11 protein-coding genes are annotated in these 11905 nt (G+C 64.5%); 5 read left to right on the top strand and 6 right to left on the bottom strand.

Features of this window, described 5'->3' with window-relative positions:
• Positions 1-54: 54 nt before the first annotated feature.
• Positions 55-201 carry a hypothetical protein gene (locus PD284_RS06205; RefSeq protein WP_274627344.1) on the top strand — a complete coding sequence of 49 codons (147 nt, stop codon included), beginning with the start codon at positions 55-57 and terminating at the stop codon, positions 199-201.
• A gap of 8 nt (positions 202-209) precedes the next feature.
• Here the strand turns inward: PD284_RS06205 and PD284_RS06200 are convergent, their stop codons facing one another.
• Positions 210-905, bottom strand: a complete 696-nt coding sequence (locus tag PD284_RS06200; protein ID WP_274627343.1) for a response regulator transcription factor — start codon at positions 903-905, stop codon at positions 210-212.
• A gap of 31 nt (positions 906-936) precedes the next feature.
• Between PD284_RS06200 and PD284_RS06195 the strand changes: the two genes are divergently transcribed.
• Complete coding sequence (locus PD284_RS06195; RefSeq protein ID WP_274627342.1) at positions 937-1722, top strand: response regulator transcription factor; 786 nt, start codon at positions 937-939, stop codon at positions 1720-1722.
• A 25-nt stretch (positions 1723-1747) separates the two neighbouring features.
• Positions 1748-3832 carry an ATP-binding protein gene (locus tag PD284_RS06190; protein WP_274627341.1) on the top strand — a complete coding sequence of 695 codons (2085 nt, stop codon included), beginning with the start codon at positions 1748-1750 and terminating at the stop codon, positions 3830-3832.
• A 101-nt stretch (positions 3833-3933) separates the two neighbouring features.
• Here the strand turns inward: PD284_RS06190 and PD284_RS06185 are convergent, their stop codons facing one another.
• From PD284_RS06185 to PD284_RS06175, 3 genes are all read right to left on the bottom strand, one after another.
• A complete protein-coding gene (locus PD284_RS06185; protein ID WP_274627340.1) occupies positions 3934-4350 on the bottom strand; it encodes a hypothetical protein in 417 nt (138 codons plus the stop codon).
• A 439-nt stretch (positions 4351-4789) separates the two neighbouring features.
• Entirely contained in the window at positions 4790-5800 is a 1011-nt protein-coding gene (locus PD284_RS06180; protein WP_274627339.1) for a 2OG-Fe(II) oxygenase family protein, read from the bottom strand.
• Between the two features lie 82 nt (positions 5801-5882).
• Complete coding sequence (locus tag PD284_RS06175; protein ID WP_274627338.1) at positions 5883-6596, bottom strand: glutamine amidotransferase-related protein; 714 nt, start codon at positions 6594-6596, stop codon at positions 5883-5885.
• A gap of 213 nt (positions 6597-6809) precedes the next feature.
• On the opposite strand from PD284_RS06175, the gene PD284_RS06170 reads away from it, so the two are divergent.
• Positions 6810-8009, top strand: coding sequence for an aromatic ring-hydroxylating oxygenase subunit alpha (locus tag PD284_RS06170; protein ID WP_274627337.1), 1200 nt, complete (start codon positions 6810-6812; stop codon positions 8007-8009).
• Between the two features lie 100 nt (positions 8010-8109).
• On the opposite strand, the gene groL is transcribed toward PD284_RS06170, so the two are convergent.
• On the bottom strand, positions 8110-9738 hold the full coding sequence (gene groL, locus PD284_RS06165; RefSeq protein WP_274627336.1) for a chaperonin GroEL: 1629 nt from the start codon (positions 9736-9738) through the stop codon (positions 8110-8112).
• A gap of 339 nt (positions 9739-10077) precedes the next feature.
• Here groL and PD284_RS06160 point away from each other — a divergent pair, with 339 nt between their 5' ends.
• Positions 10078-10272 (top strand): hypothetical protein, encoded by a 195-nt coding sequence (locus PD284_RS06160; protein ID WP_274627335.1) that lies wholly within the window; start codon positions 10078-10080, stop codon positions 10270-10272.
• A 139-nt stretch (positions 10273-10411) separates the two neighbouring features.
• On the opposite strand, the gene PD284_RS06155 is transcribed toward PD284_RS06160, so the two are convergent.
• Complete coding sequence (locus tag PD284_RS06155; RefSeq protein WP_274627334.1) at positions 10412-11830, bottom strand: aminotransferase; 1419 nt, start codon at positions 11828-11830, stop codon at positions 10412-10414.
• Between the last annotated feature and the right edge of the window lie 75 nt (positions 11831-11905).

Raw genomic sequence — 11905 nt, 5'->3', positions numbered from 1 at the left:
TCTGGGTCTGTTGCCGGCCCGCAAGCGTTTGAGGATCAGAGAGAGGGCATGGAGATGAGATCGAAATTCGCAGCCGCCGCTCTCGCAACCTTGCTCTACGCCCAAGGCCTCCTCGGCTTCGCAGCCGTCGCGACAGTGCTGATCGACCGCGCGGGTGCTGCCGGCGAGCCAGACCCCCTCGTCGTCTCCGCTGTACGCTGACCGAAGTGTCAGCGCGCGGGCCCTGGCAATTGCGATGGCGGGTCGAACCGATAGCCCGCTCCGCGGATCGTCACGATGGCTTCCGTATCGAGCTTGCGTCTCAGCCTGACAATTCGGGAATCGATGGAGCGGTCGTAGGCGTCCGCATTCTCCGCCGGCGCGGCCGAGACGATGTCGTCGCGCGTCAGGACTTTCCCGGGACTGGCGAGAAACAGGCGGATCAGCGCCACCTGCCCGGCCGACAATTGCTCCTGCGCGCCCGAGCGATGCATGACCAGCGCCGAGCGCAGGTCGACCGTGGCGTTCTCGAGCACCAAGAGATCCCTCTGGCCCTTGCCCTTGCGTGCAGCCAGTCCGCCGATCCGCGCAACAAGTTCCCGCGCGGAGATCGACGCATCGACAACGTCCGCCGCCCCCAGTTCCAGCGCCAGCACCCGGTCGACAAGACCCGCCCGGCTCCAGACCATCAGGAAGTACGGGCCGCCCTCGCCCGCATAGTTGCGCAGGAGTTCGAGAGCCACGTTCGGCGCCACGCCATGCCCGACGACGGCAATGTCTATGTCCTGCGCAGACAGCGGCGCCTCCGCCTCCCACGCCTCGCCGACGCTGCGCACGTCGTAGCCGCGGCGGGTGAGATGATCTTCGAGGCCGGCGCCATTTTGGTCCGCTACGCAGATCAGGGCTACCACGGTCCTGCCGGTCATTCTCCAACCCATCGCAAGCGACACTGGAATTATGTTTATACCTAATCTAATTTCATCGGAAAGCGGAGGTGAGGCCCAACTGCGCGCCCGAGTTGTGGTTGTCGAGGACGAGCCGGATTTGCGTGAGGCCGTCGCCGAGTATCTCGGCGCCAACGGATACGAGGTCCTGACCGCCGAGAACGCCGCGGCGATGCGCGAGCTTGCCGCAACCGAGCCTTTCCACCTCGCCATACTCGACATTGCAATGCCCGGCGAGGACGGGCTGTCGCTCGGCCGCTGGCTGCGCTCGCAGTTCTCCGCGGGCATCATCTATGCCTCGGCGGCGGGCACGTCGATCGATCGCGTCGTCGGCCTGGAACTCGGCGCTGATGACTATCTGGTCAAACCGTACGAACTCAGGGAGTTGCTGGCGCGTGTACGCAGCGTGCTGCGGCGCACCCCTCCGCCGGATGCTTCGGGACCCGTCGTGCAGGCGTCCGGCCAGACGGCGCGGCGGCTCGTCAGCTTCGGCGGCTTTACCGCCGATCTTGACGGTCGCGCCGTGACGGGCGCCGACGGCGGCGTCATCGACATGGCCAAGAGCGAATTCGACGTCCTCGAGGTGTTTCTGGCTCGGCCGAACCGCCTGCTGACCCGCTCCGCCATTTCGGAGGCGATCGGCTTCGCGGAAGATCCAGAATCCTCGCGTGCGGTCGACATCCGCGTCATGCGGCTGCGCAAGAAGATCGAAAGCGATCCGGGCAACCCACGCTTCTTGCGCACCGTGCGCGGTGAAGGTTACATCTTCTCCCTGCAGGGTGGATCAGGCGCGGAGTGAGCGCGCCGCGACGGCGGCAGGATCTATGACCGATAAATTGACGGCAGCCACCGATGCCGAGCACGGCGCGTCCGGGCTCACGGTGGCTTGCGCGGCGATCGTGCGCAGCCTGCGCAAGGCGGCGAACTGGCAAACCGAGATCGACGGCGCACTGGGGGCGCTCGGCCGCGCGCTGACCTGCCACCGCGCCATCCTCTTCCGAATGCGCGACCTGCCGGAGGCCGGCTTTGCGCAATCGATCGCCGCCTACTGGTCGGAGCCCACTATCCCGGAGATCCAAAGGGCGCCCACCCTGATCGTGCAGTCCATGGTCGACAATGACCCGCTGCTGGAGAAGCTTGCCGGAGATGTCCGGCAGGGCAAGATCTTCGCCGGTCACACGCGCGATCTCATCGGGTTCCTGCGCGAGGATTTCGAGACGCAGAGGATCAGGTCGTTCCTGTCCGTGGCGGTCTTCGCCCACGGGCATTTCTGGGGCACGCTCGCTGTCAACGACTGCGTGACCGAACGCGAATGGTCCGACGACGAGAAGGCGACGCTGGAGCTGATCGCCATGTCGATCGGCGAGGCGGTGGAGCGATCCGAATCCGAAGCCCATGTGAGTGAGGTCATCCGCACCGCGATGCTGCAGGCTTCGCTCGACGCCGTGGTCGTGATCGACGAAGCCGGCAGCATCGTCGAGTACAATCCGGCCGCCGAGCGCATGTTCGGCTGGCCGAAGGAAGATATCCTGGGCAAGGACATCCTCTACACGCTCATCCCGCCTTATTACCGCACCGGCCACGCCAATGGCGCCGAGTATATGGAGCGACGCGGCAGGCCGATGCTCGGCCGCCGCATCGAAACCACCTCCATGAACGCCGAGGGCGAGGTTTTCCCGATCGAGCTCACCGCCACGGAGGTCGAGGTCGCCGACAGGCGCCTGATCCTTGGCTCGATCCGCGACTTGCGCGAGAGACGTCAGGCCGAGGACGAGATCAACCGGCAGCGCGAGAAGCTCCACCAGAACGAGAAGATGGCGGCCATGGGCTCCCTGCTGGCGGGCGTCTCGCACGAGTTGAACAACCCCCTGGCCGTGGTTGTCGCGCAGTCGACGCTGCTGCACGAGTTCGCGGTGGACCCGAGCACGAAAACCCGCGCCGAGAAGGTGCGCGCCGCGGCCGAACGCTGCGGACGCATCGTCAAGAGTTTTCTGGGCATGGTGCGACTGCACCCGATCACGCAGACCGAGACCGACCTCAACAGCGTCGTGCGTTCGGCGCTGGAGGTGACCGCCTATGGCGCGCGCAGCACCGGCATCAATGTCGACGCAGAGCTTGCCACAAGCCAGCTCGTCGTCATGGGCGACGCCGACCACCTGACGCAGGTGGCGGCCAACTTCCTGGTCAACAGCCAGCACGCGCTGGCCGGCGTCGGCGGTGTCCGCCGCATCAAGGTGCGAACCTTCCGGGACGGAGCGAAATGCGGCTTCTCGGTTGAAGACAACGGCGTCGGCATTCCGGAAAGTATCCGCGGACGCATTTTCGAATCCTATTTCACCACGAAGCCGGCAGGTGTCGGCACCGGCATCGGACTTTCCATCTCAAAGTCGATCGTCGAGCGACACGGAGGCAAGATCTGGTTCGAGCCGGCGGAGCCGAGCGGCGCACGCTTCCTGGTCGAGCTGCCGGCTGTTGGCGCTTCTCAAATGGATGCCGGCGGCGCAACGGCGACCTCCAACGAACTGCGCAACGCCGTCATCCTCGACGATGAACCGGACGTCGCCGCCTCGCTGGCCGACATCCTCGAGCTGATGGGCGTGAAGGCCCGCATCGAGACCGCCTTCACGACGCTCGATGGGCTCTCCGTACAGGGGGACCCGGACATACTGTTCTGCGACCTGCGGATGCCGGGGGCCGGAGGAATGGACGTTTACCGGCAGATCCTGGAGAAGCGACCGCATCTTGCGCGACGTTTCGTGATCGTGACCGGCGACATGATCGGCGCCCGCGCCGAAGTGGACGCCATGGCCCCGCACCTGCGCCCGCAGATCCTGGAGAAGCCGTTCAGCACGCTGGACGTCCGCGGCGTGCTTGCCGCAATCAGCGACCAGGTGATGCTGGCACGGTGAGCCGCAGGCGGATCCGCATCGGCCTTCGACGGAAAAAAGAACCCCTCATCGGCAGGAACGATGAGGGGCTGAGTGTGCGCTGGAGTGAGCGCGGGGAGGTCTCAGAAAATGTTGGGCCGGTGCCTGTCGGGCTCGGCGCTTGCGATCATGCGGATCTGCCTGGCATCCTTGTGACCAGCCTCACGGGCGATCATCATCAGGCATTCGGCGTCTTCGTGCCCCCACGCCTGACCGTAGCAGGCGATCTCTCTCTCGGAACGAGGCGCCAGCCGGCCGCCTTTGCCAGTCGTCTCGACAAACTCGGCGGTTTTCACTGTCGGGCGCTCGGCCGAAGTCAGTGCGGGTCCGGCCGTCGGGATCAGGGCCATCGAGCCGAGGCAGATGCCCGCCAGTGCGGCGAACATCACCATCGGATGTTCGTTGGAGCGACGGCGCAAGGCCAGTTCCGGAAAGAACGGGCTGTTGTGCTCGTGCAGCCGGGACATCTTCTTGGCCGGAACTTTCGCTTTTCCGAACATGGCCGTTGCCTTTGGTTTCGAATTCCTCATGAAACGAAAATACGGCACGTTTGTTTCCGACCGATGCTATGACGCTACGTCATTTGTAACCATCAAGAAACAACACAAACAGGCATTCAATCGGTCAAACTTCCACGCATTCTGCCGATCTCGGCCGCGTCGCGGAAAAACCACACAAGTTTTCAATACGTTGAGCTTACGCTGCGTCAGTTCGGCGAACGAGAGGCCGGGCGCGCCTTGCGACAGTCATGTTTCCAGTCAAGGCGGCAGGTGGCGCGCGGCAGCATCTCGGCTGCCATCATGTGCTCTCCCCACCGAGTTGCCCTGATACTGCAGCTGGAGCGGACAGAACGATGTGGCAAATCTCACAGCGACATTTGTTTGTAGCGCCAGGAACGCGGGCGGACGCGATCTTGCGATGCGCCCCGCCCGCTACCGCTCAACGGGCTCTGCGTCGCGGCTCCCGCAGGTGGTGTATGCCTTGATGCTCCGGAAAGCGCATCGCGGCGTCCCATATATAGTCGCCATAGAGGAACGGCTCGAAGGGCGCGATGCCGGGCAGCGGCAGCGGCGCGATCTCGGCGTTTGCGCGCGGTTCGTAGAAGAACGGGATGGAGTGGCACTCCTGACGGGGTGCGACGATCCTGTGAAGGGCGGCTGCAACCCTGCCGCCAGTCCAGTAGCGCAGGAGTTGGCCGAAGTTCACCGTCAGGCCGCCGTCGACAATAGGCACGTCGATCCATCTGCCGCCAGGGGACTGCACCTGCACGCATTGGCCGCCGTCCTGTTTGTGCAGGGTGACGAATCCGGCATCGACATGTGCGTGCCTCACCAGCGGGCGACGTTCGCCCGCGTGCGCGATGACGTGCATCTCGCCGCCCGCGGAGTCCTCCCCCGGCTGAGGTGCATAGCGGGATAGCCTCAGCGTCGAGATGCCGCCACGAAAAACGTCGTCGAAGACCGTCTCGTGCAAGCCCAGCGCCCGCGCGACAGAGCGCATCAACGCGTGGCCAACTGCCTCCATCGCGCGGTAATAGCCGGCGGCGGCCGCCCGCCAACCCGGCGCCAGCGCCTCTGACGGGACAGGCGTCCGCTCAAGCAAGGGATCGGCGATATCCGAGACATGCAGGGGATGGGCGATGTCAGGGCCGATATCCATTCCCTCTTGATAGACGATCATGCCGTCCTGCAAGGTGAACCAGCCGCGGCAGACATTGTCGTTCGTCTGATTGAAGTTCCAGCGGTGAAGCCTTGCCTTCTCCTCATGCGGCAGCGCGAACACCTGCAGCAGGTTGCGTCGCCGCGGCTGCTCGATCACTTCGGTTCCCGGAAAACGCCGCACGATCACGAAGCCGATGCCGGACGCCGCCTCCATTATCTGGCGATCCGCTTCTTCTCGCGCAGCCGCTGGCCCCTCGAACAGCGGGGAAATATCGATCGTCGGGATCATCCACGTGCCTCCTCCACGGCGGTTGATGCATGGTGTGTCCGGACACTGCGCCGCGAATTTGGAAAAGATGCCCAAAGCCGCATCACGCGGCGCTGCGGTCCGGATTGCGAAAAAGCCCTTCGAGAAAATTGTTAAACCATGCAGCCTGCGCACTGTCATGCGCATGCATCAGTCGGTCCTGCTCGTCGCGTTGTTGGGCCCCCGGCTTCGCAAAGTGACCGCCGAGCCGCTGCTGCATCCGTTTGAAGCCCGTGATCGTGACTTCCGGATGGAATTGGAACGCGTAGGCACTAGCGCCATAGCGGAACGCCTGATGCGGAAAGAGCTCCGTCGAGGCCAGCAGCTCCGCGCCGGCCGGTACATCGAATGTGTGGAAATGCGCCTGCGCCATGTACAGTGAGACCGGGAAGAGCGCCCGTCCTGCATACGTCGGATTCAGACAATAGTAACCGAATTCGTAGTGGCCAGCGTCGGGCGGACCGACATGCCCGCCCAGCGTGTGCGCTATCTGTTGCGCGCCCTGGCAGATGCCGACGAGCGGCACGCCACGCGCCAGGCTCGCCTCGATGAATCGCGCCTCGTCCTTGAGGAACGGGTACTTGGTCGTCTCGTATACCTCGAAAGGGCCGCCGAATATCACACTGCCTACTATGTCTTCGCCGAAGGGCGGCAACGCATCGCCGTCGAACGGATAGACATACTCGGCGCACAGGCCGGCGCTTGCCGCCCAGGCTGAAACACGGTCGTCACGCGGACCGCGATCATGCTGGATCAGGATGAGCCTGCCTTGCGCCATGGATGTTCCGCGACTTTCGCCTCCGGATATCGTCAAAACCGGCTAGCCGACAGTGCCTCGGCTAAGCATCGGGAATGCCACAGATTTCCGCGATGCGCCAGCGGCTAACCGACATCCTGACATAGCCATCACACCGCGACACCCATAAGCCATTGCAAACGAACACAAAATATGATCCTATTGAATGAACATTCAGCAATTTAGAGACGAGTCATGCCTGCCCACATCCTCAATGTGGAGGTCCCGAACGATTGGGACCGAAGCGGCCTGCCCGGCTGGAGTTATCACAGCCCTGCCCTGCTCGAACTTGAGAAGGAGCACGTGTTCCGCAACCATTGGCAGATCGTCGGCCATGTCTCGGACCTGCCCAATGCCGGCGACTACCTGGCGATGGACGTCGTCGGCGAACGCGCGCTCGTGGTGCGGGGCAAAGACGGCCAGATCCGCGCCTTCCACAATCTCTGCCGCCACCGCGGCAGCCGCGTCGTCGCCGACACGCAGGGAAGCTGCAAGAACGCGCTCGTCTGCCCCTTCCACGGCTGGGTCTACAATCTCGACGGCACCTTGAGGGGTGCGGCGCGTCCGCGCTCCTTCCCCGAACTCGACCGGACGGAATTCGGCTTGATGCCGCTCGAGCTGGAGATCTGGATGGGTTTTGTCTTCGTCCGCTTCCGGCAGGGGGCGCAATCTTCCGTGGCCGAGCTGATGCACCCCGTGACCGACGAAATTGCTCACTACGGCATCGCCGACATGAGGCCCTCCTATGGCATCTGGACGCAGACGACGCCGGTCAATTGGAAGTCGGTGCGGGACGTGGACAATGAGGGCTACCACGTCGCGATGGCGCATCCCGCGCTGCAGGACCTCTATGGCTCGACCTATTTCGACGAGCCCTTCGTCAACGGGGTCTCACGCTCCTTCGCGAGCTACAATCCGCATGCCGGGCGGCGCTGGAGCGTCAGGAACTACGTCAGCATCGCGCCCGAGCCCACGCACCTGCCGCAGCACCTGCGCAAGGCGTGGATCTACTACGGCATCTTCCCCAATCAGGTGATCGCGCTGATGCCGGAATCGGTCCAGTTCTACCAGGAATTCCCGCTCTCGACCGGCGAGACGCTGCTGCGCGGCGCAATGTACCGCTATGCCGACGAGAACCGAGCCCAGGCTGCGGCGCGCTACCTCGCCTTTCGCATCGACCGCGACACGATGGCCGAAGACGTCCAGCTTTCGGTCTGGTCGAACGAATCCATGCTTTCGGACGCGTTCCGGGGCTTCTATCTCTCCGACCTGGAGTTTGGCGTGCGCACGCACCACGACCACCTGCGCGCATGCATGCCGGTCCTGGCGCTGGAAAGCGCGCCGGACGAGAAGGACATGAAGAGCCTCAACGAGGCGCTGCTGAGCCGCAGATAACCGGCGGAGACGGTCGAAGTCCGCCGACGCCCTTCGGTACTGCGCGCGGCAGAGGCGAGCGCCCCTCGCAGCCCGGGCTTTCGTCCCTGCTGGCGACGCCTCAGAAATCCATGCCGGGGCCGGGCATCGCAGGCCCCGGCGCTTCCTTCTTCGGCCTCTCCGCGACCATGGCCTCGGTGGTCACGAGCAGCCCGGCGATCGACGCCGCGTCCTGCAGCGCCGTGCGCACGACCTTGGCGGGATCGATCACGCCCTGGGTGAACATATCTCCGAATTCGTTGGTCTGGGCGTTCCAGCCATGGCCGGGATCGCGGCTCTCGCGCAGCTTGCCGACGATGATTGAGCCTTCGGCGCCTGCATTCTCGGCGATTTGGCGCACTGGCGCCTCGATGGCGCGCCGCACGATCTCGAGCCCAAAGCCCTGGTCGGAGTTGTCGAGGGCCACGCGGTCCAGCGCCGCACCGGCGCGCAGCAGCGCCACGCCGCCACCCGGCAGGATGCCCTCCTCGACCGCGGCTCTCGTCGCGTGCAGGGCATCGTCGACGCGGTCCTTGCGCTCCCTGACCTCGACCTCGGTCGAGCCGCCGACGCGGATCACCGCGACGCCGCCAGCGAGCTTGGCCAGCCGTTCCTGCAGCTTCTCCCGGTCGTAGTCGGAGGTGGTGTCCTCGATCTGCGCCCTGATCTGGGCGACCCTGCCCTGGATCTCCTCCTTGCGGCCCGCCCCGTCGATGATGGTCGTGCTCTCCTTCTCGACGACGATCTTTCTGGTGCGGCCGAGCATCTCCAGCGTCACGTTCTCCAGCTTGATGCCAAGATCCTCGCTGATGGCGGTTCCGCCGGTGAGGATGGCGATGTCCTCGAGCATCGCCTTGCGGCGGTCGCCGAAGCCCGGCGCCTTGACCGCCGCGACCTTGAGGCCACCGCGCAGTTTGTTGACGACCAGCGTGGCGAGCGCCTCGCCCTCGACGTCCTCGGCAATGATCAGCAGCGGCTTCGCCGACTGCACGACCGCCTCCAGCACGGGAAGCATGGCCTGCAGGCTCGACAGCTTCTTCTCATGGATGAGCACATAGGGCTCCTCCAGTTCGACCCGCATCTTGTCCTGGTTGGTGATGAAATAAGGCGAGAGGTAGCCGCGGTCGAATTGCATGCCTTCCACCACCTCGAGCTCGGTCACCGCCGTCTTGGCCTCCTCGACGGTGATCACGCCCTCGTTGCCGACCCGCTGCATCGCCTCAGCGAGGAACCTGCCGATCTCGGTGTCGCCGTTGGCCGAGATGGTGCCGACCTGCGCGATCTCGTCGTTGTTGGTGACCTTGCGCGCCTGCGCCTTCAGCTCCGCCACGATCGCCTCGACCGACTTGTCGATGCCGCGCTTCAGGTCCATCGGGTTGATGCCGGCGGCAACCGCCTTCGCGCCTTCCCGCACGATCGCCTGGGCAAGCACGGTCGCGGTCGTGGTGCCGTCGCCGGCCACGTCGCTGGTCTTGGAGGCAACCTCGCGCACCATCTGCGCGCCCATGTTCTCGAACCTGTCCTCGAGTTCGATCTCCTTGGCGACCGTGACCCCATCCTTGGTGATGCGCGGCGCCCCGAACGACTTCTCGAGCACGACGTTCCGCCCCTTCGGCCCAAGGGTGACCCTCACGGCGTTGGCGAGGATGTCGACGCCGCGCAGCATCTTCTCGCGGGCCTCGGTGTGGAATTTCACGTCTTTGGCAGCCACTGCATTCCTCCTTCACCGGAAGCTATCTTTGACTGTTTACGTTCGGGTCGAGCCGTCAGGCAGCGTTCTTCACTACGATGGTCTGCTGGATCACAAGACGTCGATCTTACGCATGACGGACAGTTACCCGCATCCAGACCTCGGAGGGACAACCTCCGTGGCAATGACATCCGCTCGCGCTTTTCGGGCTCCATAAGGTCAAGGGCAATTCTAGCACTGTTGCCACGAGAGAGCGAATACGATGAGTTGCGTGCAGTGTCTCAGTTCGAAGTCTAGAACTGATTGTGGCGCATCGCGCTCTCAATCCCCATATGACAAGCGGGAAGCATAGGAGACGTAATGACCATTAAGCAAACAACCGCCGCCGACATGGCTGAGATCGTAGGTGTCGCGCCAGACGCATTCCGCGATGCTTTGCGCAGCGTGAAGTATCCTCGGAAGCGTGGTACTGATTGGCAAGTGAAAATCGATAGCCCTGAATATTCGGGAATGCGCACCGTGCTGGCAAGCCTCCTGCGGCGGAAGGCAGCTTGATCCCTACCGGGAGCTAAGGGCCAGAAGCGGGCCGCCGTGAAGGCCATGCGCATTGCGACGGAAAGGGCGACGACAGCGAAAACTGCACAGTTGGTTTTCCCATAATGATGCGCTGCCTCGCGCGGCTGGCTCTCCACCCTCACCCCTGCCACACGCCATCGCGCCGCAGGTCGTCCATGGTGCGCGAGATGCCTTCGCGCAGGATCGCCACCATGTCGTCGATCTGGCCGGTGGTGATGACGATCGGCGGCGACATCACGCACATGTTGACGAGGGGCCGCACGAGCAGGCCGAGCGCCTGGCAATGCTGGTCGATGCGGCGGCCGACATCCTTGTCGAGCGCGAGAGGGTTGTTGCTCTGGCGATCGGCCACGCATTCGATGCAGGCCATGAGGCCGACGCCACGCACCTCGCCGACCAGCGGCAGGTCCTCCAGCTCCTTGAGCCTGTCCTGGAAATAGGGCGCGACGGCACGCGCATGCTCGAGCGCACCCGCTTCCAGTAGGTCGAGGTTCCTCAGCGCCACCGCGCAACCGATTGGATGGCTGGAATAGGTCAGCCCGTGGCCGAACAGCGCGTCCGGCCTGTTGGTGCGGCGCAGTTCTTCGAGCAGCCGCTCGGAGATGACGACGCCGCCCAGCGGGAAGTAGCCGGAGGTCACGCCCTTGGCGAAGGTGATCATGTCAGGTTCGAGGTCGAACACGTCGCCGGACGCGAACACGTGCCCGAGGCGTCCGAACGCGGTGACGACCTCGTCGGAGATGTAGAGGATGTCGTTGTCGCGGCAGAGCTGACGGATGCGCTTCAGATAGCCGGGAGGCGGGACGATGACGCCGCCCGAAGCCTGCACGGGCTCCGCGACGAAAGCTCCGATCCGATCCGCGCCGATCCGCGCCACCACCTCGCGGAACTCGTCGATGAGCAGGTCGGCGAAACCTTCGACGGTCATGCCGGGCGGACGGCGGAAGGGGTCGGGGCAGGAAAGCTTCACCACGAGCTGCTCGACGCCGTCCATCCAGTCGCGCTCGCGAGGGCGGCCGTTGAGCGAGGCGGTGAGGTAGGTGGAGCCGTGATAGGCGGCGCCGCGCGACAGGATCAGCTTCTTCTCCCGGCGTCCGCGCACATTGTTCATGAACTGCATGAAGCGCAGCGCGGTTTCGACGGCGGAAGACCCGCCCGTGGTGAAGAAAACGTGGCCGAGATCGACAGGGGCGTGGGCCGCGATCCGCTCGGCAAGCAGCGCCGAGGGCGCGTTCATGGTGTACCACGGGGTGTTGTAGGAGAGCTGCAGCGCCTGTTCGTAGAGAGCGCGCGCCAGTTCCTCGCGCCGGTGGCCGAGATTGACGCACCACATTCCGGCCGGCCCGTCGATCAGCCGCCGGCCGTCGCCATCGGTGATGTAGATACCCTCGCCGCTGCCGATGAGCCCGAGCGCGGTGGCGCCGATGGAACTCGCCACAGGCCAGGGCTGGATGAGGTGGCGCTGGGCTGAACGCTGCGCGTCGAAGCCGTCCACTGCCGCGGGGAGGATCCTGCTGAGGTCGTTGGCGGCCGCCATCCGATTCACCGTGATTTGTCTGGCGCAGGTCAGCAAACGCGAAAGCCCTTGCAAACGCTCGCATTGCAACGTCCA

The organism is Mesorhizobium shangrilense, assembly GCF_028826155.1.
Taxonomy (GTDB): domain Bacteria; phylum Pseudomonadota; class Alphaproteobacteria; order Rhizobiales; family Rhizobiaceae; genus Arvimicrobium; species Arvimicrobium flavum.
This window is presented reverse-complemented; position numbering and strand designations above follow the sequence as displayed.

Bases quoted from the DNA above. Each gene is read 5' to 3' on its own strand.
- PD284_RS06190 (WP_274627341.1), top strand. From the start codon at position 1,748: ATGACCGATAAATTGACGGCAGCCACCGATGCCGAGCACGGCGCGTCC.
- PD284_RS06155 (WP_274627334.1), bottom strand. From the start codon at position 11,830: ATGGCGGCCGCCAACGACCTCAGCAGGATCCTCCCCGCGGCAGTGGAC.
- PD284_RS06205 (WP_274627344.1), top strand. From the start codon at position 55: ATGAGATCGAAATTCGCAGCCGCCGCTCTCGCAACCTTGCTCTACGCC.
- PD284_RS06195 (WP_274627342.1), top strand. From the start codon at position 937: ATGTTTATACCTAATCTAATTTCATCGGAAAGCGGAGGTGAGGCCCAA.
- PD284_RS06170 (WP_274627337.1), top strand. From the start codon at position 6,810: ATGCCTGCCCACATCCTCAATGTGGAGGTCCCGAACGATTGGGACCGA.
- PD284_RS06185 (WP_274627340.1), bottom strand. From the start codon at position 4,350: ATGTTCGGAAAAGCGAAAGTTCCGGCCAAGAAGATGTCCCGGCTGCAC.
- PD284_RS06180 (WP_274627339.1), bottom strand. From the start codon at position 5,800: ATGATCCCGACGATCGATATTTCCCCGCTGTTCGAGGGGCCAGCGGCT.
- PD284_RS06160 (WP_274627335.1), top strand. From the start codon at position 10,078: ATGACCATTAAGCAAACAACCGCCGCCGACATGGCTGAGATCGTAGGT.
- PD284_RS06200 (WP_274627343.1), bottom strand. From the start codon at position 905: ATGACCGGCAGGACCGTGGTAGCCCTGATCTGCGTAGCGGACCAAAAT.
- PD284_RS06175 (WP_274627338.1), bottom strand. From the start codon at position 6,596: ATGGCGCAAGGCAGGCTCATCCTGATCCAGCATGATCGCGGTCCGCGT.